Source organism: Nocardia alba NBRC 108234 (assembly GCF_001612665.1).
Classification (GTDB): Bacteria; Actinomycetota; Actinomycetes; order Mycobacteriales; family Mycobacteriaceae; genus Nocardia; species Nocardia alba.
Window position 1 is genome coordinate 120,343 of sequence record NZ_BDAX01000009.1, and the last position, 19,699, is coordinate 140,041.

19 protein-coding genes are annotated in these 19,699 nt (G+C 63.2%); 6 read left to right on the forward strand and 13 right to left on the reverse strand.

Annotated elements, in window-relative coordinates:
- Window positions 1–99: 99 nt before the first annotated feature.
- Window positions 100–1,698 (reverse strand): phosphoglycerate dehydrogenase, encoded by a 1,599-nt coding sequence (gene serA / locus NA12_RS11205; protein ID WP_067449087.1) that lies wholly within the window; start codon window positions 1,696–1,698, stop codon window positions 100–102.
- 135 nt (window positions 1,699–1,833) lie between these two features.
- Between serA and NA12_RS11210 the strand changes: the two genes are divergently transcribed.
- Window positions 1,834–2,637, forward strand: coding sequence for a nucleotidyltransferase domain-containing protein (locus NA12_RS11210; protein ID WP_067449089.1), 804 nt, complete (start codon window positions 1,834–1,836; stop codon window positions 2,635–2,637).
- A gap of 72 nt (window positions 2,638–2,709) precedes the next feature.
- On the opposite strand, the gene NA12_RS11215 is transcribed toward NA12_RS11210, so the two are convergent.
- A complete protein-coding gene (locus NA12_RS11215) occupies window positions 2,710–2,913 on the reverse strand; it encodes a cold-shock protein (RefSeq protein WP_056812000.1) in 204 nt (67 codons plus the stop codon).
- Between the two features lie 417 nt (window positions 2,914–3,330).
- Between NA12_RS11215 and NA12_RS11220 the strand changes: the two genes are divergently transcribed.
- Window positions 3,331–4,113, forward strand: coding sequence for an MHYT domain-containing protein (locus tag NA12_RS11220; RefSeq protein ID WP_067449091.1), 783 nt, complete (start codon window positions 3,331–3,333; stop codon window positions 4,111–4,113).
- A gap of 102 nt (window positions 4,114–4,215) precedes the next feature.
- On the opposite strand, the gene NA12_RS11225 is transcribed toward NA12_RS11220, so the two are convergent.
- Entirely contained in the window at window positions 4,216–4,419 is a 204-nt protein-coding gene (locus tag NA12_RS11225) for a cold-shock protein (RefSeq protein WP_067449495.1), read from the reverse strand.
- Window positions 4,420–4,588: 169 nt separating this feature from the next.
- On the opposite strand from NA12_RS11225, the gene NA12_RS11230 reads away from it, so the two are divergent.
- Window positions 4,589–5,884: a hypothetical protein gene (locus NA12_RS11230; protein WP_132369660.1), complete on the forward strand. Its 1,296-nt coding sequence runs from the start codon at window positions 4,589–4,591 to the stop codon at window positions 5,882–5,884.
- Here the strand turns inward: NA12_RS11230 and NA12_RS11235 are convergent.
- On the reverse strand, window positions 5,874–6,311 hold the full coding sequence (locus tag NA12_RS11235; protein WP_067449496.1) for an NUDIX hydrolase: 438 nt from the start codon (window positions 6,309–6,311) through the stop codon (window positions 5,874–5,876). The genes NA12_RS11230 and NA12_RS11235 overlap by 11 nt on opposite strands.
- A gap of 81 nt (window positions 6,312–6,392) precedes the next feature.
- Between NA12_RS11235 and NA12_RS11240 the strand changes: the two genes are divergently transcribed.
- Window positions 6,393–7,037 carry a hypothetical protein gene (locus NA12_RS11240; RefSeq protein ID WP_067449095.1) on the forward strand — a complete coding sequence of 215 codons (645 nt, stop codon included), beginning with the start codon at window positions 6,393–6,395 and terminating at the stop codon, window positions 7,035–7,037.
- A 30-nt stretch (window positions 7,038–7,067) separates the two neighbouring features.
- On the opposite strand, the gene NA12_RS11245 is transcribed toward NA12_RS11240, so the two are convergent.
- Both NA12_RS11245 and NA12_RS11250 read right to left on the reverse strand, forming a co-directional pair.
- Window positions 7,068–7,331 (reverse strand): hypothetical protein, encoded by a 264-nt coding sequence (locus NA12_RS11245; RefSeq protein WP_067449097.1) that lies wholly within the window; start codon window positions 7,329–7,331, stop codon window positions 7,068–7,070.
- A 16-nt stretch (window positions 7,332–7,347) separates the two neighbouring features.
- On the reverse strand, window positions 7,348–8,262 hold the full coding sequence (locus NA12_RS11250; protein ID WP_067449099.1) for a hypothetical protein: 915 nt from the start codon (window positions 8,260–8,262) through the stop codon (window positions 7,348–7,350).
- Window positions 8,263–8,478: 216 nt separating this feature from the next.
- Between NA12_RS11250 and NA12_RS11255 the strand changes: the two genes are divergently transcribed.
- Together NA12_RS11255 and NA12_RS33620 are read left to right on the forward strand one after the other, a co-directional pair.
- Window positions 8,479–9,027, forward strand: coding sequence for a DUF6817 domain-containing protein (locus NA12_RS11255; RefSeq protein ID WP_067449497.1), 549 nt, complete (start codon window positions 8,479–8,481; stop codon window positions 9,025–9,027).
- A gap of 391 nt (window positions 9,028–9,418) precedes the next feature.
- The gene (locus NA12_RS33620) at window positions 9,419–9,796 is read left to right on the forward strand and encodes a hypothetical protein (RefSeq protein WP_132369661.1); all 378 of its coding nucleotides are present in this window, start codon (window positions 9,419–9,421) and stop codon (window positions 9,794–9,796) included.
- Window positions 9,797–10,060: 264 nt separating this feature from the next.
- On the opposite strand, the gene NA12_RS11260 is transcribed toward NA12_RS33620, so the two are convergent.
- From NA12_RS11260 to NA12_RS11290, 7 genes are all read right to left on the reverse strand, one after another.
- On the reverse strand, window positions 10,061–10,888 hold the full coding sequence (locus NA12_RS11260; protein WP_132369662.1) for a DUF6339 family protein: 828 nt from the start codon (window positions 10,886–10,888) through the stop codon (window positions 10,061–10,063).
- Window positions 10,885–11,781, reverse strand: coding sequence for a hypothetical protein (locus NA12_RS34405; protein WP_207905554.1), 897 nt, complete (start codon window positions 11,779–11,781; stop codon window positions 10,885–10,887). The genes NA12_RS11260 and NA12_RS34405 overlap by 4 nt, the downstream gene beginning before the upstream one ends.
- The gene (locus NA12_RS11270) at window positions 11,781–13,775 is read right to left on the reverse strand and encodes a hypothetical protein (protein ID WP_132369663.1); all 1,995 of its coding nucleotides are present in this window, start codon (window positions 13,773–13,775) and stop codon (window positions 11,781–11,783) included. The genes NA12_RS34405 and NA12_RS11270 overlap by 1 nt, the downstream gene beginning before the upstream one ends.
- Window positions 13,772–14,788, reverse strand: a complete 1,017-nt coding sequence (locus NA12_RS11275; RefSeq protein WP_067449104.1) for a PD-(D/E)XK motif protein — start codon at window positions 14,786–14,788, stop codon at window positions 13,772–13,774. The genes NA12_RS11270 and NA12_RS11275 overlap by 4 nt, the downstream gene beginning before the upstream one ends.
- Window positions 14,788–17,346 carry a Z1 domain-containing protein gene (locus tag NA12_RS11280; RefSeq protein ID WP_067449105.1) on the reverse strand — a complete coding sequence of 853 codons (2,559 nt, stop codon included), beginning with the start codon at window positions 17,344–17,346 and terminating at the stop codon, window positions 14,788–14,790. The genes NA12_RS11275 and NA12_RS11280 overlap by 1 nt, the downstream gene beginning before the upstream one ends.
- Before the next feature lie 164 nt (window positions 17,347–17,510).
- Window positions 17,511–18,620, reverse strand: coding sequence for a DNA cytosine methyltransferase (locus NA12_RS11285; protein WP_067449107.1), 1,110 nt, complete (start codon window positions 18,618–18,620; stop codon window positions 17,511–17,513).
- Between the two features lie 45 nt (window positions 18,621–18,665).
- Window positions 18,666–19,694, reverse strand: coding sequence for a DNA cytosine methyltransferase (locus tag NA12_RS11290; RefSeq protein WP_067449499.1), 1,029 nt, complete (start codon window positions 19,692–19,694; stop codon window positions 18,666–18,668).
- Window positions 19,695–19,699 lie beyond the last annotated feature (5 nt).

The window sequence follows — 19,699 nt, forward strand, 5'->3', positions numbered from 1 at the left end:
GTCGGGGCGGACCGTGCCGCGCCGGAATACAGGTGCGCGCCGCCACCGTGAGGTGACGGCGCGCAGCTGCCGATGTCCCGGCTGACCGGGACGAACAACTCAGGCCAGGTCTACGAGCACGACCTTGGACGCGCCGACGGCCTCGGCGATCGCGGTCTGCACCTCGGCGGACACCTCGGCGTTGACGCGCAGCACCACGGTGGCGCCTTCGGCGTCCACATCCTGGCTCAACTGCGCCGCCAGAATGTCGATCTCGGCCTCGCCCAGCAGCGTGCCGATCTTGCCGAGCGCACCCGGCTTGTCGCTGTAGTTCAGCACAGCCAGGTTCAGACCCTCGGCGCGCATGTCGTAGTTACGGCCGTTGATGTTGACGATCTTCTCGACCAGGTTGGGCTCGGTCAGGGTGCCCGCCACATTCAGCGTCGATCCGTCGCCGAACACGGCGCGCAGGTCGACGACGCTGCGGTGGGTCGGGCTCTCCGACGCGGTGGTGACGGTGGCGGTGATACCGCGGTCCTTGGCCAGCGCCGGGGCGTTGACGAAGGTGACCTGGTCCTCGACCAGCGCCGAGAACACACCACGCAGCGCGGACAGCTCCAGCACGGCGACGTCCTGGGCGGACAGCTCGCCACGAACCTGCACCTCGACACTGACGGGCAGCTCGCTGGCGATGGCGCCGAGCAGCGCACCCTGCTTGCGGACAACGTCCAGCCAGGGGGCGACCTCGTCGGTCACGGCGCCACCGGTGACGTTCACCGCGCCCGGCACGAATTCACCGGCCAGCGACAGCAGCACCGACTTGGCGACGTCGGTGCCCGCGCGGTCCTGGGCCTCCGAGGTGGAGGCACCCAGGTGCGGGGTCACGACGACCTGCGGGAGGTCGAACAGCGGCGAGTCGGTGCACGGCTCGGTCTCGAACACGTCCAGACCCGCGGCACGCACGTGGCCGGACTTGATGGCGTCGGCGAGCGCCTGCTCGTCGATGAGCCCGCCGCGAGCGGCGTTGACGATGATGACGCCCGGCTTGGTCTTGGCCAGCGTCTCGGCGTTCAGCATGCCCTTGGTCTCGGGCGTCTTCGGCAGGTGGATGGAGATGAAGTCGGCGCGCTCGAGCACCTCCTCCAGGGTCAGCAGTTCGATGCCGAGCTGGGCGGCGCGCGCCGGCGAGGTGTAGGGGTCGTAGGCGACGATCTTGGTCTCGAACGCGGCCAGACGCTGCGCGAACAGCTGACCGATGCGGCCGAGGCCGATCACGCCGACGGTCTTGCCGAAGATCTCGACGCCGTTGAACTTGCTGCGTGCCCAGGTCTTGTCCCGCAGGGTGGCGTCGGCGGCCGGGATCTGCCGCGCGGCCGAGAGCAGCAACGTGACAGCGTGCTCGGCGGCGGTGTGGATGTTGGAGGTCGGCGCGTTGACGACCATCACGCCACGCTCGGTGGCGGCGGGCACGTCGACATTGTCGAGGCCGACGCCGGCCCTGGCGACGATCTGCAGCTTCTTGCCCGCGTCGAGCACCTCGGCGTCGACGGTGGTGGCGGAACGCACGAGCAGCGCGTCGGCCTCGGGGACCGCGGCCAGCAGGGCCGGACGGTCGGGTCCGTCGACCCAGCGAACCTCGACACCGTCACCGAGTGCGTCGACGGTCGACTGGGCGAGCTTGTCGGCGATCAGAACTACAGGACGGCCTGCTTGGCTCACTGTGGGGTACTCCTGGGAAGAATTGGGGGTCGGCAGTTACCGCCGACCAGAATAGTCGCCCGAGGTTCGGGTGCCCTTACCCCCCTGCCCGAAAACTCGGTGAACCCTGGGCACCAACCGCTCTACCATCACCCCATGTCCCTGCGCACCGTCCCCGCTTCGATGGACCCAGCCGTGGTGGCCGCCGTCGACGCGGAACTCGACCGGGTGGCCGCCGAGCACCACGTGTCCATTCGTCTCGCGATCGAAAGTGGCAGCCGCGCTTGGGGTTTCCCCTCACCCGATTCCGACTACGACTGCCGGTTCGTCTATGTGGCGGGCCTGGAGACCTACCTGTCCCCCTGGCGCACCCGCGATGTGATCGAAACACCGCTGGTCGGGCTGCTCGACGTGAACGGCTGGGATCTCGCGAAGGCGCTGCGTCTGCTGGTGGCTGGCAACGCGGTGCTCGTCGAATGGTTGATGTCGCCGATCGTCTACCGCGGCGACGAGGCGTTTCGCACCCGGCTGCGCGAGGTCGCGCGGGAGGTGGCCGACCGTGACCGGATCGCCCGGCACTACCTGCATCTCGGCGCGCGCCAGTGGGCGCTGTTCGAGCGTAACGGCGGCTTGAAGAAGGTTTTCTACGCGCTGCGGCCCGCGATGGCGCTGCGCTGGTTGCGTGAGCATCCCGACGCGGCGGTGGCGCCGATGCACCTGCCGACGCTGCTCGCCGAGTGCGACCTGCCGGTCGACCTCGTGGCGGCGATCACCGAACTCACCGATCTCAAGTCGAAGACGCGAGAGATGGGTTCGGCCGCCCCGCCCGCACTGATCACGGCCTTCATCAACGCCGAATTCGACAGGGCCACCACGGAATTCGACTCGCGCGGGCCCCGCGATCTCACCGCGTCGATGGCCGTCACCGGCGAGTTCTTCCGCGCCGAAGCGCTGCGGTGACGACCCCCCGATAGCAGAAACTCCGCACCAGCTGGTGCGGAGCTTCACATTCGTACGCTGGTCAGCGCAGAATCAGATGGCGCGAACGTCCTGAGCCTGGGGGCCCTTCTGACCCTGACCGACCTCGAACTCCACGCGCTGGCCCTCTTCGAGGGACTTGAAGCCGGAGCCGCCGATCGCGGAGTAGTGAACGAAGACGTCCGGGCCGCCTCCGTCTTGGGCGATGAAGCCGAAGCCCTTTTCGCCGTTGAACCACTTAACAACACCCTGTGCCATTTCAAAAACCTTCTGTAGATGAGCTAGGTCCTAATAGTCCGGCCCTGGTCTCGGTCTCCACCATGCCATGCTCCGGCGAATTCGGCCACATCCCACAGTGCAAAGTGTGCGAACTGTGAGGAAGGCAACCCGGAGATCTCGCCGACCGCTCCTGCCACGGCGGTGACGCAGCCCGCTTTCGGATGGATGCCAGACGTATGCCGAGTCAGTTGCTCAGCGGATGCCGGTTTGATCTTGCGCACGCGTCGAACCGACCGACAGGCTTCACCATCGAGATCTGCACGTGATAGTGAAAGGTCACTGTCAGCAGCCCTAGACATTTTCCAGAAACCGTGTACGGCAAATTATCTACCAGCGTATTTTCCGTGTCCGTGAGGGTTCGCACGCCTCGCCGAGAAATCACGCAAGGAGTAGACGGTGCTCGATATCAACCATTTCACTTACGGCTGGGTGACCCCCCTGCTGGCCTATCTCATGTCGGTCATCGGGTCGATGCTGGCGCTGCGTTGTATGGTTCGCTCGCGCGCTTCGGGCATGCACGGCGGTTGGCTCACAGCGGCCGCCATCGCACTCGGCGGCACCGGTATCTGGGTCATGCATTTCATCGCGATGCTCGGTTTCTCGGTGCACGGCGTGACCATCCGCTACAACGTTCCCGTCACCCTGTTCAGCGCCGCCGTCGCGATGGGGGTGGTGTGGCTCGGATTGTCCATCGTCGTGCGCCGCGGCGGGGACAGCGTCGCCTTACCGGTGGGCGGCACGATTACCGGGCTCGGCGTCGCCGCCATGCACTACGCGGGCATGTACGCGATGCAGACCGACGCCGAGATCATCTACGAGCCCGTGGTGGTCGCCGCGTCGCTGGCCATCGCGGTGGTCGCCTCGATCGCGGCACTGTGGTTCGCGCTGCACGTCCACGGCGTCGTCGCGACGACGGGCGCCGCCCTGCTGATGGGGGTGGCCGTCACCGGCATGCACTACACCGGCATGTTCTCGATGAGCGCGCACACCAGCGCCCACGTGGCCCACGCCAGCGGCGCCACCGCGGCGCAGCTACTCACTCCGCTGATCATCGGCATCAGCATGGTGACCATGATCCTGCTGATGCAGATCGGCATCACCGAGCCCGAAGACCCCAACCTCACCCGACCGGTGCACGGTCAACGCGCGAGCCGCTTCTGGCCCAGCGGGCAGAACTGAACCAGGACCCGGTGCTGGCGGCGTCGCCTCGCCGATCCTCAGCGCGGTCGTCGCATCGGCGGCACGCAGGTTTCACCGGCTACGCGGTGGTCGACTGCTGACTCACCCGGCCCGCACATCATGGGCCTCCGGTCCGCGCCGAGTCTCGGTCACGGTGTATTCCACGCGCTGACCATCGCGCAGCGTACGGAACCCCGCACCGGCCAGCGCGGTGTATTCGACGAACACGTCGGGTCCCCCGGCGTCGGGAGCGATGAATCCGAATCCCTTGCCGCTGTCGAACCAGGTCACGATCCCGCTCGGCATCCCCCACCCTCCGACTTCTGTGCCTGCCAACCTGTTTCGCCAATCGTCGCACGCCGGGGCCCGCGACACGACCCGCATTCGATTCGAGGAGCCGATCGGCCGGTGACGGAGTGGATATGCTCCGGACACGGTCCGCCCGGACCGGGTCAGCCGCGAGAACGGGGATTCGGTGCAGCGTTCGACGGTTCGCCGCGCGGCCGAGACCGTCACGATCTTCGTCGCGACGTCGGTGGCGGCGCTCGCGATCATGCTGCCGATCAGTTTCGCGTCCTTGGCGGCCTCGCTGCATGTCGACCTGCTGGTGTTCAACGTGCCGCGGGCGATGACCGGTGCGGCGTTCGTCGCGGTGATCACCGCCGCGGTCACCGTCGCCATCGGCAGCGAGCGAACGGCGCGCTGGACCGCGCTACTCGCCCTGAGCGGCATCGTGGTCAGTCATCTCGCCTTCATCCCGGACAGCACCGACGGACATCTCGACAGCCTGTCGCTGCCCACCCTGAATTTCATCGACTCGCTGCTCGCCGGCGTTGTCATCGGCGCGCTCGCCGTGGTGGTCTGGAACGAGCCGTTCCTGCGCACCGTCTACCTGTTCGGCGCGCTCGGCGGCACCATTCTCGGCGATCTGACCCAGTCCCCCACCGACCCGACGTCCGATGGCTTCAGCGGCGCGCTCGGCAGCACCCTGCCGCTGTTGTTCATCGCGGCCAGCGCGCTCGCCCTCACCTACTTCGCGCTCACCACCGCCACCCCGCCGCGCACGACCATCGAGACGGCCATCCCGCTGGCACCCGTGTTCGCCGCCGTCGTCACGTTCACGACGACCATCATCACCGCGTTCGCCGTGGCGTCCCACAAGTCCAGCGTCCCCTATCTGGTCGTCGCCTCGATCGTCACCATCGCGGCCGCGGTCGCCGCCGCGATGATCCTGCCCGAACGCGACGGCGTCCTGATCCTGCTGATGAACAGTTTCGCCGTCGCGGGCAGCCTCGTCACCACGCTGCCGCGCTCCGGCTGGATCGATCTCGCCACCCTCGCCGCCATCGCCTGCGGCCTCCTGATCGGCATCCGCAGACCGCGTCCGCTGGTAGCTGCGACGAGCGTGGTCGTGCTGGCCTGCTGCGTCCTGGCCACCGATTTCTTCGCCCCGCCCGCCACACTCACCGCGGCCCTGGGCTGCCTCGCCCTCGGCACGGTCGGCGGGTACTGCGTCGGCACCGCGATTCCCCAGAGCCCCACCTCCGGGACCGTCGGACTGGCGACCCTGTTCGTCCCCTCGATCGGAGTCGCATTGAGCGACAGCGGCTTCGGGCACCTCGCGTATTCCTCGACCTGGTACCGCACCACGGACCTCGACCGGGGGGTTGCCCCCGGCGCGGTCGCGATCGCGGTCGCCCTCGGTTGCGCGGTCGCCGTGCTGGCCCTGCTGCGCTACCGCAGCGCGCCCCCGAGCACCATCAGCTCCTAGCCGATTCCCAGCCGTATTCCGAGAACGCCTCCCCCGCCATCACCTTGCCGATGCCGACCCGGCAGTAGTCGACGATCTCGTCGGGCAGGCCCGCGGGCTCGAACCAGCCCAGTTCCGAACACTTTTCGGGCTCGCAGTTGACAACCGTGCCCGTCCAACGACGCACGACGAAGAACATCTGGACCCGCTCGTCGCTGTGCGACACGTGCGCGAATGCCACATCCAGGGCTTCGATCTCGACCCCGATCTCCTCGCGAGCCTCCCTGATCAGCCCCGCCACCGCCGTCTCCCCCGCCTCCAGGTGCCCCGCGGGCACATGGAACAACCCGTCCCCGAACCCCGTATTCCTCCTGCGCCCCAACAACACCCGATCCCGCGCGTCGATCAAGATCAGATGAACCCCCACCAGCACGCGATACTTATCCACCGTCACCCCTCCTTGTCTATTTGCCCACCCAGAACTTCGAGACCGCCGCGTTCACCGACGTTTTCGGGGTATACCCACATCATGAGTTTCCCGGTGTCCTTTGGGGTCGCCCAGGTCGGTCTCCTGGCCCTGATCGCCCTCGCTGTTGCCCTCCTCGTCATGGCCGCACTGGCCGCCACCCGCCGCCGCGGCCCCAAAGCCGTTCTCGGCCGCGCGGTCCCCGGCACCGCTCTCCTACTGGTCGCGGTCCTCCTACTCTGGATCGCCACACTCCTGCAGACCTACCTCGGCCTCACCGGCGAAATCAAAGCCGCTCACGTGGTCGCCAAACCCGTTGCGGGCCAAGAACATCAAATAGAACTCGTGCTCACCCAGTTCGACGAAGACGGCACCCCGAGCCCGCCGACAACCCATCGCATCGAAGGCGACATGTTCGCCCTACAGTCCAACATCGTCGAACTCGAACCCTGGGTCAACGCCCTCGGCTTCCACTCCGGCTACAAGCTCAGCCGCCTGTACGGCCAACGCCTCGACGGCAAATCCCCCACCCAAGACCAGACCTTCCTCAACGGCGGCGACCGCGACTTCTTCGAAGACATGAACAAGAACCGCTGGTACACCAGCCCGTTCGTCCGCTCCGCCTACGGCAACGCCACCATCGCCACCCCCGGCGAATACGACGTCTACATCTCCCGAGACGCCATCAAGGTCCGCCAGACCAACTAACCCTCCGCAAGCCCATCCCGCGCGGACGAGTCAGCCGAAGAGCTCGTCCGCCCGGGTCGCGGTTACCGCCTGCAACACCCACGCGTCGAGTTGATCAATATCGGTGGTGTCGGTGAGCAGCTTTCGCTGGCCTGCGGAGAGCTCGATTCCACGACTGGTGAGCACGGTCAATACCGAGAGTACGACCCCCTGGACGAGGCCCTGCTCGCGTGCTTCCGCCAACCCTTGCTCCCGCCCCTCGGCACGGAGACGCTGAGCAGATTCCGAACGGAAGAACGACAGATCCGTTTCCATTTCGTCCCTCCAAAGCTCAGTCGAAGAGTTCGCTCGCGCGGGTAGCGGTCACTGCCTGCAACAACCATGTGTTGAGCTGATCAAGGTCGGTCGTACCAGCAACCAGTTCGCGCTGGGCGGCCGAGAGCTCGATGCCGCGACCTGTGAGGACAGTCAGCACCGAGCCCGCGACTCCCACACCGACCCCCTCTTCGCGGCCCTCTTCGCGGCCCTCCTCGCGGCCTTCTTCGCGCCCCTGGGCGCGTAGCCGCTGAGCAGACTCCGAGCGGAAGAACGACAGATCCGTGGCCATTTTGTCCCTCCAAAGTTGGGCTGCGTCGGTATGCGAAATTCCCTGTTCGATGAGTTCAGCGTAGAACGCGGTCTCATCATCTAATCCGTGCCGCCGGAACGCGATGATGATCGACTCCAGTATCGCACCGATCTCGGGCTCACGGGCGTGAGTGATCGCCGACAGTGCAGCAAGAGGCAGGTCGGCGAGGACATCCGCCGGATCGATGATGGCAGGCACGTTGTGCGGGCCGAGGACGATGGGCAGCAGAGAGAAGCACGTCCAGCCCCGATACGTGAGCGTCAACGGCTTACCCGCCCAGGTAGCGGTCTCTTTGTCGTGGCATACGACCACCAACACCACAGGCAACCGATACTTGTTGTGCAGAAAAGTCACGTAGTACGACCACGCGGCCACTCGCGAATTGTCGCTGCTCGATTGCGCCTCCACGACGAGCAAGAACTCATCCACCGCGGTCGTGACCCGCAGGATCGTGTCCGCCCACCGTTCGACGGGCGCAGTCTCGGTCAGGTCGACCGAAATCTGTTCCACCGCAACAGGATCAGGGAACGGTAGGTCCAGCACGCGAAAGGCATGACCGACCGCCGCGGCATTGTGAGTGAAGATCCCGTGCATCGCCTCATGCGATGAGCTGACCATGCACGAAGGCTATCAATTCTCGAACTAGAGTTCGAATCAGGCAAAACTCTCACGCCCTGCGCCACCCTGTGACTCATGACGTCGGCCAGAGACGGTATGGCCGTAAACGTTCGATCTTCGCACCCCACTTCAGCTATCTCGCCGGACGTCAAGCGCTTTCGTTTCCGGAGTGTGCGATCGTGGATGCTCCAGAGGATTTCAGGGGGCGACAGGCAGATGATCGACGACAACCAGGTCCAGCAGTGGCTGACCGACCGCGGAGCCGACGCGATCGAGCACCCTGGTGGCACACTCCTCGACCACCTCAGTCGAGTTGCCGACCGCCTCACGACCTGGGCCACACCGGACCACGTCGTTATGGCCGGACTCTGCCACGCGGCCTACGGCACCGACGGGTTCGTCACTGCACTGATCACGCCCGACGAGCGGCCCCAGTTGGTCGACCTCATCGGCAACCAAGCTGAGCACCTCGTCTACCTCTATGGCAGCTGCGTACGAAACCCCCTGTACCCACAACTGGCCGGGCGTGAACCGGTTACGGTTATCGACCGGTTCACCGGGGATTCCCATTGCCTCGACGACTCCGATATTCGGGCATTCCTGGAAATCACGGTCGCAAATGAGATCGACGTGATGCTGCACAACGAGGAACTCGCTCGCCAGCACGCCCAGCCACTCTACGAATTATTCTCCGCCGCGAGTCACCGCCTACCTGCATCCGCCCGGCGGGACTGTGTACTCCTGACTGAATTGGACCGAGGATAGGAATTCGATCCGATAGTGAACCTTCCTTTCCACCACGAGGTCAGCAATCCTGACTCGAGAGACCCGTTCCAGGCTGACGCAAATCCTGAGACCCCTGACTACCCAGCGGTAAAGCTGGGTAGTCCATCGAACCCGCCGACAGTGAACGGATACCGGTGAGCATTCCTCCTCCTCCCGACGACCCGGAGCGAGACCGCGTCGAATACTGGCGGGCCGCAACCTTGGCAGTCCCGGCAGGGGCTGCGGTCGGCCTGGCGTTCTTTGCGATCTTCGCGGTCATCGCCGACTCGAACTACCCCGATACTGATCCCTCATTCTGGGTTCTCGCTGTAGGGGCGGTGGCCGCCCTGTGTGTTTCAGCCATCGCGACCGGCACAATTCGACGCACTCCATGGACACGAGGCGTCGCTACCGGACTGTTCGCGTCAGCAATGCTGATAGCTTTCGTCAGCTTGGTGCTGCGATGAAAAGACGAAAAACCAACGACCTTTCGAAGCTGTACGGTCCAGAAAGCTTTGCGGCCTCGATAGTGGGCATGGCCTGCATCAGTCTCCCCTACGCCCTTTCAACTCTACGGGCGGCGTGGTGGCTGATCTTCGTTCCACTCGTCATCGGCATCGGACTCCTCGTCCTTAACGCGAATATCGCGAGATCACAATCGTCGATGAAACGTATCGCAGTGGGACTACTCGTCGCCTCCGCTGGCTTTGCGCTATCACTACTTGGTCTGCTCACAGTGTTCGGAATCGCATCGATATTTCAGAATTGAGCAACTGATCACATACGATGGCTGAGATCTTCGCACAGTTTTGCCCTCTGGTTCGCTACCGCCCATCAGCTACCAGTAGATCGCCTACCACCACAAGCGAATTCGGCTTCGGCGCCTCCGGATCTTGGCAGTACTCGATTCCGACCACTGTCGACCTCTCGTTCCCGAATCTCCGACGGCGACCCCGGTCAGAGCAACCCGTAGGCGTCCGGTGAGCACACCGACGGTTTGCTGTCGGACCGTCACCTCCTCAGACGTGAGGAATCAGGACACCACGCCGACGAAGACTCGCGCTGCTCGGGGTTCCACCTCGTTTGCAGGTGTTCGACCGCCGAATGACAGGTAGCCGAACACCGTTTCCTTCGCGATCTCGAGCAGTTCCTCGTCCAGAGCCCTGCTGTCCAGCGCCTCGAAGACGACGAACGGCGCCAGCCGGAGAAGGCGTTTGAGGAAGTCTCGGAGGATGTCTCGTTCGGTGATGTCGGAACCTGAGAAGTCCATCTGCCTCCAGGTGCGCAAAATCGACTGGATCAGGTGGGGGCTGCCGCCGAGAGCCGCGCGGCGCGCGTAGATCTGGTCGAAGGCTGCTTCACCGAGGACGTGAAGTGCGGCGTAAGGATCAGAGTCTGTGGGGGCGTAGACGAGTTGGGCTCGCCACCACATGCGTCCGAGGACGTGGCGGGTGAGGTCGGAGCCGAGCACTCGATCGCCTGGAGGCTTCGGGTAGCGCCAGTGCGAAACGTCGGGGAGGACTACAAGCGAGAGAAAGGCCCAGACGTCTCCGGAGGCTGCCTCGGCAGGCGAGATTCGCATCTCGCGGTGCAGTACAACGGCGAGCTGCAGGTCGAAGCTGACCTTCTGCTTGGCATCCGGTGGCTGCGGAAAGCCGGATTCCTTGGCCAAGTCGACGACAATGTCGCGCAGTAGTTGGAGCGTGGCCGGATCGACCCGCGTGCCGCCAGTTGCGACGAACACCGCAGAGCTGTCAGCGAGCGACCATCGAGTGTTCAACTCGATCGGACCGAGGTCTTTGTAGTCCACGGCAAGAGGCTTAGCGCGGTGACGGAGAAGCCGCGGGTAGAGGAGTGTCATGCGATTCCCTCGAAGATCTTGACGGCCGCCTGCAACTGTGAGGCGAATAGGTTCGGGGATTCCTGCGCGGCGAGGCGGATGTCTGTGATGGACCGACCGGGAAACAGGCGGCCGAACAACTCCTGCAGGGTGGCTCCTAATGTCTCATCGAGATACATTGCCTCATCGTCGAATTCACTGATGCGCAGCGCGTGGTCGACCATGGTTCGCGCCACGTCGGCATAGAGCATCGATAGCGCCATCTTGTCTTGGAGGCGGGGACTTCCCGCGCGCTGCAATGCTTCTGCGATCAGTGTCTTCTTCTCGTTGACCAACAGCAGTAGCGACCCCATTGTGGCGACGTCTAGATCCGTCCCGATCTCGAGGTGCCATGCGGCATCGCCGGGATAGTTGGTCAGATCGAAGTCAACTATGGCGATAGGGAATTGGGGCGCATCGCCCTGCAGACGGATCTGCGTGCGATCACTCCACAGCACGGATCCTCCGCGACGTGGTGCCACCGGCCGATCGGCGCCGTGCCTGCGTCGAGCCAGCACCAATGCAGTGTCAAGCGTCAAGACGCCACCGAGATCCGCGCCGACGAGATCGGCTCGCAGCTCCACCTCACCTCTGACAGGAACGATTGCGCGGGACAGTGTTCCGCGCAACTTGGAACCGGTAGACGTCCAGACCGCGGCCAAGGCCAACTCAGTTCCCGGCGCGAGCGTCGACTCGGCCAGTGCTCGCCCGAGGTCGACGCGAACAACCCTGCGCACCGACAAATTTGTCTGATAGTCCCAGTGCGGGAGGTGATCCGGCAATGGCATCTCCTCGCCACCGATCCTTATCAACCACTCCCCTGCCTGAACAACGTCCGCAGTCGGCTTCTTGTATGGCAGAGCACGATTGGCCATCAGCCTACCGCCGCGGTGAACAGGACGATGTCGGTCATTGTGTCGGCGGCGGGCTTGACTACGGCCTTCCACACCCGACCGTCGCCACCCTCGATGACGTATGTCGGTGTCTGATGAACTTCCCCGGACGGATCTTCCCAACCCACTAGATTGGGTATCTCGGCACCAGTGGGCGGATCCATTTCGAGTCCACCATCACTGGCCAATGCGACTGCGACATCAGCGCTGACTCTCTGAAGTACTGCGACCGGCAGCTTGAACCGCTGAACCACAACGCCATGCCCCCAAAGTTCATCCGGTTCGGGATCACCGACGTACTCGATCTTGGGCCTACGGCGCCGTACAGGAGCCTGTTGCGCGTTAGGTTCGAACGGTTCTCCGTTCCCGGTGCTTCCATAGGTATCACCATTTGATGAACCATCACCACCCGAACCTCTGGACACCAACGCATCCGAGGGTTCGAATTCATCGGACTCCGAGGAATCGTTTCGCCTACCACTCGGGCGCCGCTTCGGTGCGGGCCGCGGCGGTGGCGTCGTATCTCCGGGCCTGCCGTAGTCAGTGGCCGAGCCGACGCCCCACGCACCACCGACCAGCGGCGACAACCGGTCACTCGCCGCACCGAGCGAAACCTGTGCGACTTCGACGCCGCTACTGCCCCGAGGCCCGATGATTTTGTCGATCTCCTCCTTCATTCGCGTGAATGCCATCTTCACGAAGGAATATTCGGGATGGTCGAGGGACTGATAGTTCCAGTTGTCGTGCGTCGGCGGCTCAGCCCTCGCGAATGCTACGTCGACTTCCTTGTCTGCACGGAAAACGCCCGCGTAAGCCGATATTTCGCTGGCGGGCTTTGGTCCTGGCCAGTAGGTAACCACGAGCTCGGCCGGACGCATGAGGCACACGTGATGCACCATGCCAGTCTCGAAACCAGCCATGTACTCCGCCTCGCTGGGTTCGAATCGGAGCGCAACCGTCTGCTGGATTCCGAAGCGACCGAGCAGCTTCTTAGGCCGCCTGCAGTACAACTCCTCGCCTTCGCTGCCGACCATTTTCAGATACGCGTTGACAAATAGCTTCAATGTCTTCATCTGGGCCGGATCGGGCACCGGGTAATCGATCCCATCACACGTCACCGAAAACCGCATCGGCGGAGCACCATTGCCGCTGGGCAGCATCTTCGGCCACAGCTGATACACGATGGTTTCGGCTAGGTAGCGTGCTACATCGGAGGGTTCGCCGCCCTCGAGATTCGGATCGAGGATGGAGATCGTCGTTCCGGTTTCGGTCGCCCCGAACGCACGTAGGCCCAGCTTCCGGGCCATCGCATCTGCGTCGGGTCCCACCAGCGGTTCGATGACATCGCCAGATACGTCGCCCCACCAATGGCGGCCGGTGTATCGACGTTCGCGATCTTCTTCCTTGGCGTCATAGCTCTTCCACAGGGCCGCTGCCATCAGGCGCGTCTCGAACTTCCCCTGATACTGACAGCGAGTGTGGACGAGGATGGTGCCCGATCTCGAGGCGAGGTAGAGGATTCCCTTGCCGAACCCGTAGGTCCCGCCGCCCAGTTCCCGCTCACGCGGCTCACCGATATTGCGGAGGAATGCTACGAAATCGCGACCCTGGTCGGTGACAGCGTCGGCTCTCGTTGGTCCACCGAGCCCACGAGTGCCCCGGTCGGAAATTGACAGCACTCGAATTGTCGGCTGTTGCAAAGCATCCCGGAGCGGAAGCCGCTGCTTCGGCGGCGCCTTACGCAGGAGATTGTCGCGCCACGCCGGCGCATCGGCTGCACCAACGGTCTGGAGGTCGATGCGGTAGTCAACAGGGATTCCATCTCCCTGGCGCGCATCCCAACTATTTTGTGCCGATTCACGGACCAGAATCGTCAAGTGGTCCAACTCAGGCTTGCCGAGTTGGTTCCTGATGCCCTCAGCAGCGCTCGCGCCCTCGGGAGGAAACGCTTGGGAGACCCACGCGGGTGCCGTCATCCGGACTCCTTGAGCATCGTTGTGATGTGCCTATCGACCTCGTTGGTTTCCATCGGCACGGGCGAATCTCCTGACAGGTCGATCGTGTAGTCGACGTTGCGAACGTTGGTGGAAATCGCCGCCGCTGCCAAGTCGACGGTGGTGAGCCTCGGGAAGGCGACATCGACGTTGTACCAACGTTGTTCGTGGATCGAGTAACGCGAGTGCGCGTAGTGGTCATTGTCTGCGGCACGATATCCAACGGCGGCCAGCCGTGCCAGGATTTCGCTCTCGTCGTCCGAAAGGTCGAGAACACGCTTGATCAGTTCTAGGAAACCGATTCCGCCCTGAACATCCGCTTCCAGTCGCAGCCAGACCAGTCCGAGTGCTCCGTTGAGCGGTGGCTCCAACTGATCGAGGCCGTGGATACGCACTGCTCGTCCGTCCGGATTCATTGAGGTCTTCACCTCCAACGCTCCCACATCCGTGGAGAAATCGTGCCGATGACCGGACGGACCCTTCCACGTTCTGATAGCGCCACTGTCATGTTCGAGCAAGAGTTCCAAAACGACCAATTCGCCGAAGAGTCCAGCGAGTTGCTGTGTTCCCAGCGGTGGTCCCGGGTTGAGAAACAGCGCCCGCCAGCGATCGAGGACGCGGTGCAGGACCTTCACCGGATTGTCGGATGATTCCTCGGTCGCGTACAAAATGTCGGCACACAAGGTCGCAAAGATATCGTTCAAATCTAGACGAAGGCATACGAGGTCGGCGAAGTCCTGGAACCTCGAATCATATTCGAGCGTACGTTTGCTCAGTCGTAGGACCGGGCCGTTGAGGCCCCTGCGAACCATCTGGTGCGCGCCGATCGGAACAAGCAGGTGTCGGTTTCCCACACTGTCCAGACCAGCAGCCAACGGCCCGTTCGGCGTTGTCACCGGAAGGTCGGACACCGTGACAACGGACGCGTCAGTGCGTGGACGGCGTTGCAGCAGCCGCCAGTGATCATCGAGAACCTTCTCGAGAGCGCTGAGCATCAGATGTCCTCGGAGTCGAGGGGGCTGAAGTCCTCCTCCTCGATCTCGACGCCGGACAGATCGGCGGAAATATAATCGGACTCCCATGCGACGGTGCTGTCATTGTTGGCGGGTGACGGAAACACGAGACCGACACCGATCACATGCTCCGGCGCATTCAACGGCACACGCTTGACCTTGGACGGCTCCGGCTCGGACACCTTGTCGATCGGGTACAGCACTAGCAGACCGGCATCCGGTTGCTGAGCCTTGCGAGCTTCGGCTATATCGCCGTCTTTGGTTGCGGTAGTGATTCCGTCGAGGTCCAGACCGGCGTCTCGACGGCTCATCAACGTCTTGATGTCGACGTGGTCAGCCCCAGAAGCGAACTGGGAACGCATGATTCGGCCAACGCTCACTCCGGGCGCGAAGTCGAACAAATCCGGTTCCGCCACTGCAGGTTTTCCCATGACTGCCACGTTCCACCGGCGCAACGTACCCGCATATCGTATACGCTTCTCGATGTACTCGGCCATCAATTTCGCGTCGCATTCTTGAGATTTCTCGTGAAACTGATAGTCGCGCAAGAAGTCCAGGACAAACTCGCTTGGAACGTCGCGAATCATATAGCGGCCATCTGAGCCGTTCCCCTCGGCTCGATTCGTGGTGAGCGCCGACTTCACCAGGTTCCGTGCTGCAATTTGGTTACTCAGCAGCCAATCAGAATTTTTGCGGAAGTATCGGGTTTGGACTCGTTGTCCGCCATAGGACGACTGTGCCGACACCGCGTCCTTCATCTTCGCGGCGGCAGTAACCCGCAAAGACGGGTGCGTCCGCAGTCGCACCGCGAAGGTCATCGGTGTCTTGCCCTCGGTCATGTAAACGTCTATGTCACGGCGCATCTCGGTCTCGACCGTCGCCAGGTGGCGGAACCAATCCTCGAGCTCCTCTGTCATCCAGATTCGCGGCAAGTCCGCATACCCGGCGCGATAGCCGAACCAACGGCCCATCTGAAGCAGCGTGTCATACGTCGAGACCGCTCGAACGAAGTAACTGACCGAGAGGCCTTCCAGAGTGAGTCCACGAGATAGCGTGTTTCCACCCACCGCGATTGCGACAACTGGCCCGTTCTCGTAGTCGAGTCGGTCAGGGCTCTGGAAGTTATCCATGACGATGCGGCAGTCGCGTAGCACGCCGGGAAGTTCTGCGGCGAGGTCATCGAATTCGACTGGCTTTTCGCCGAATTCGTCGGCGGGCACCCGTGCTGTCTCCGCTTCCCAGAGCTCGCGTAGCTCATGACGAAGCGCGGGATCCGAGAGATTGGTGCCGACCTTGGCACGGAGCAACATCAGTGGGTCGCGAAAGCTGTTATGCACTGCCGTTCGCACGCTGGTGTGAATCAACATGGTGGAATGCGGATTTCCGGTGCCGCGCACGCGGCGGGCGGCCGTCGTGAGCCAGAAGTACAAGACCGCCTGGCGCAACGTGTCAGTGATCGACGGGTAGAAGTCCTCGGCATCCGCCCTGGTTTTCGGCCGGACCAGCGCCACATCGTCGTCGGGAACACTGCGAATCATGTCGTAGCCGTCATCGACTTCCGTCGGGTCCTCTCCATCCAGGGCATAACGACCGAAAAGCACCTCGGTGCCGAAATGTCCTCGAGGTTTGGGGAGGTTCACGATGAAGTGCTCGGGATAGAGATCGTCCGCGGACGGATCGATGAGCAGGTTTGCGAACGGCGAGGCCGTATACCCGACATACGCAGACTTGGGCAGGGTGTTAAGGATTCCGCGGATCAAGGGGTTGATCGATTTGGTCGCGACGGTCGCCTGATCGGCCTCATCGTCGATGATCAACGCGGGGCAATCCGCCAGGTACTCCGAGGCGTCATCCAGCCACCTGACCAACTTCCGCAGTACCGTCGCGTTCTTCTTGACTACGCACAGCACATGGGTCTTGTTCGACTTCCCGAAGAAGCTCGCCGGGTTGGCGGCCGGCGAAAAGTCGCGATCGAGGTCGGTGATCTGTGTCCACAGCGTCGGATTCGGCTGCACCAGTTGTTGAATGAGCCGCGCTTGGGTCTGTCGGCGCAACCCGTTGTGGATGCCGGCCAGCACGATGAACAACTTGTAACCCCGGTCAGCGGCCTTAGCCATGACAGCGGTGAAGTTCGTGGTCTTGCCGGACTGTACGTAGCCGACGACAAGCCCACGCGTCGAGAATTCGTTCTTGCGCGGATGCTGCAACAACGACACAATCCGTGTGGACGAATCATCCAGGCTGTTGATCGCGGGATCCCTCGGCCACCCCTGCTTGATGAGGTCGTCCTCGATCGCAGGCCACAGTTTGTCGCCTGGATGCGGTCCCGCATACCAGGTTTCGTAGTTGTCGATCACCACCGACTGCGGCTCGCGCATCTCCTTGATCCGGACCATGTCCGCGTCGTAGCGCTCCATGATCCGCTTGATGATGTCCTCCGACGGACCGAACTGGCGGAGCTTCTTGATCGCTTCGGCCGGGGAGTACGTGTCAAGGAGTGCCTTGTACACCTCGTACTGCCCATCAATCAGATCAGTCATTGAACTCCCACCTGCGCACGAACCCCTCGGTCGACGATAGGAGGTTTCAATCCCCCACGTTGCGGGTAACAGTATCGGCTCGGTAGGACCAGTTGGAAGCGAGTGCGAGAGTTGTAACCCGGTCGATGAGGGCTATCGGTCGGCAACCGCGGTTCGCTACACCCTCAGGCGAACAGACGATCCATCCTCTGCAGATGGTCGATCGGCGCGGAGTCGCGCGTGTCGAGCCAGGGCCGATCGACCACCTTCCTTGCGTCCTCATGACTCACGCTGAAGCCGAGCGCGGCAGCGAGCACGTGCAGTGCCAGCATCGGTGGAATCGCGTTGCCGATCTGCTGAGCGACGTCGCTACCCGACCACGGATAGTCGATCGGGAAGGTCTGCAATCGACCTGCTTCGGCGAGGCTGAGCCGAGGTATCGGGAACCCAGTGGAGTCGACGAGTCGGTTTCGCGAGACCTTTCCAGTAATCGTCGACGACGGTTCGCCGCTGTGGCGGCGGCCGCGCAACTTCGGGTTACCGCCGGTGCCGTAGTTGGAGATCACCTGAAAATCGTAACCGCGACCGAGCGCGGAACCCATTGTCTCCCATTCCAATTGATCAGCCGCACCGACGGATCGATCAACGCCTTTGCGGTAAAGCCTGTGGGTGGGTTTCGGAAGTTCGCACACACCCTCCAGGCTGGCGATGAGCACGGCACGGCGGCGGGTCTGCGGGACGCCGAACTGCTCGGTGCGCAGGACACCAGGGGCGACCTTATACTTTAGGTTTTCCAAAATTCCGGCCATTCGCTCCCAGACAGGCAACACTGCCGGAACCTGTTCCAACACAATGACTTCGTAGGGGTTGCCACCACGAATGGCTTCAAGTGCCCACCGGAGAGGTTCCAACACGAGTCCGGTTCGCTCGTCATCCAGCTTCGCGACATCACCGGTCACGTCTTCGCCGTCACCCATGCGATCGACATACCTCAAAACCTGATCGAGGGCTTTGCGACCCGCGCCGGACCCGGCAACAGTGAACGTCTGGCACGGTGGTCCACCGGCGAGGATCGTCGCCCCGGGCACACTGTGCGGACCGAAGTCTCGAACATCGTGCGGACGGTCGTTCAGACCTGCTGCTGATCGAGTCGCACAAGCGTTCCGATCCCACTCGAATCCGTAGACCTCCAGCCCCAGCCAACGCGCGGCAACGTCAAGTCCGCCCGGCCCGGCGAAGAGATCGACCATATCCGCGCGGCGCGGCAGGGACGGCTCGCGTTGGTCAGTGGGCATGACACGAGATCTTAGCCGGCGGGAGGGGCCACTGAAAACGAGAGATTAGACGGCTGACAGGGCTGACCTCAATGCGACGCCGAGCGCATGCGCGAACGGCGGCGGCGTCGCGTTGCCGACCTGGCGATACTTGGCGGTCTTTCGCCCTTCGAACGTCCAGTACGGCGGGAATCCCTGGAGCGCGGCCACCTGATCGACGGTGAGTTTCAGCATGTGGTCGGTACCCCGCTTCGGATCCCAGACGAAGTCGGCCGATGGCACATCATCGGCAAGTGCTCGCCCATTGACCCCGAACTTCGCCCACGCGCGAACTGACCCTTGCGGACCCAAGTCGCCACCACCGCGATCCCATGAGCCGCCCACGATCGTCGGCGAAATTCCATCGGCCTGTGCAGCCCACTCCGATGCCTGCGGCCACCCACGCGCACTCAACGATCCGCGAAGCACCGAGCCTACGGTCAGTCCGGGCGCCGATGGGATGGGGCGCAGACTTTCCACAAAGGTGTTGACCCCGCCATCGCGCAGGGCAACCATCACGGCGTACTCGCGGTGCTGCGGTACGCCGAAATCGCAGGCGTCGACCAATAGCCAACGGCAGTTGTACCCGGCATCGTCGAGATTTTTGGCAACCCGGGTCCGACTCGACTCGTACTCGTCACGTTTGAGCAGGTCGGGAACGTTTTCAATCAAAAGCGCCCGCGGTCGCAATTCCACCGTCAGCCGTGCGGTCGTCTCGAAGAGCTCCAACTCCCAACTGCTGCCCCTGGTTCGCGATGCCGTGGCTGCCGACTTCACTCGCGGAAGTCCTGCGGTGATTACATCGATTTCGCGATGTCGCGGCAGTTCGAGTCTGGGTTCGAATCGGAGTAGATCCTTGTGCAGAACATTCCAGCCAGGACGGTTCGCCCGCAGTGTTTCGCATGCCACATCACGGTTGTCGAGCAGGAGCACCGGATCGAAGCCGGCTTGCTCCAAACCGAGCGCAAGCCCACCGGCACCTGCGCAAAACTCGACAGACGTGAGGCGATTCGTCTGCGGTACGTTGTGCGGACCGCGATCCGGTTCGCCCCTCATCGCCG

Excerpts from the sequence above, each read along its gene's own strand:
- NA12_RS11210 (WP_067449089.1), top strand. The coding sequence starts at position 1,834 with ATGTCCCTGCGCACCGTCCCCGCTTCGATGGACCCAGCCGTGGTGGCC.
- NA12_RS11215 (WP_056812000.1), bottom strand. The coding sequence starts at position 2,913 with ATGGCACAGGGTGTTGTTAAGTGGTTCAACGGCGAAAAGGGCTTCGGC.
- NA12_RS11225 (WP_067449495.1), bottom strand. The coding sequence starts at position 4,419 with ATGCCGAGCGGGATCGTGACCTGGTTCGACAGCGGCAAGGGATTCGGA.
- NA12_RS11240 (WP_067449095.1), top strand. The coding sequence starts at position 6,393 with ATGAGTTTCCCGGTGTCCTTTGGGGTCGCCCAGGTCGGTCTCCTGGCC.
- NA12_RS11245 (WP_067449097.1), bottom strand. The coding sequence starts at position 7,331 with ATGGAAACGGATCTGTCGTTCTTCCGTTCGGAATCTGCTCAGCGTCTC.
- NA12_RS11250 (WP_067449099.1), bottom strand. The coding sequence starts at position 8,262 with ATGGTCAGCTCATCGCATGAGGCGATGCACGGGATCTTCACTCACAAT.
- NA12_RS11255 (WP_067449497.1), top strand. The coding sequence starts at position 8,479 with ATGATCGACGACAACCAGGTCCAGCAGTGGCTGACCGACCGCGGAGCC.
- NA12_RS33620 (WP_132369661.1), top strand. The coding sequence starts at position 9,419 with ATGGACACGAGGCGTCGCTACCGGACTGTTCGCGTCAGCAATGCTGAT.
- NA12_RS11260 (WP_132369662.1), bottom strand. The coding sequence starts at position 10,888 with ATGACACTCCTCTACCCGCGGCTTCTCCGTCACCGCGCTAAGCCTCTT.
- NA12_RS34405 (WP_207905554.1), bottom strand. The coding sequence starts at position 11,781 with ATGGCCAATCGTGCTCTGCCATACAAGAAGCCGACTGCGGACGTTGTT.
- NA12_RS11270 (WP_132369663.1), bottom strand. The coding sequence starts at position 13,775 with ATGACGGCACCCGCGTGGGTCTCCCAAGCGTTTCCTCCCGAGGGCGCG.
- NA12_RS11275 (WP_067449104.1), bottom strand. The coding sequence starts at position 14,788 with ATGCTCAGCGCTCTCGAGAAGGTTCTCGATGATCACTGGCGGCTGCTG.
- NA12_RS11280 (WP_067449105.1), bottom strand. The coding sequence starts at position 17,346 with ATGACTGATCTGATTGATGGGCAGTACGAGGTGTACAAGGCACTCCTT.
- NA12_RS11285 (WP_067449107.1), bottom strand. The coding sequence starts at position 18,620 with ATGCCCACTGACCAACGCGAGCCGTCCCTGCCGCGCCGCGCGGATATG.
- NA12_RS11290 (WP_067449499.1), bottom strand. The coding sequence starts at position 19,694 with ATGAGGGGCGAACCGGATCGCGGTCCGCACAACGTACCGCAGACGAAT.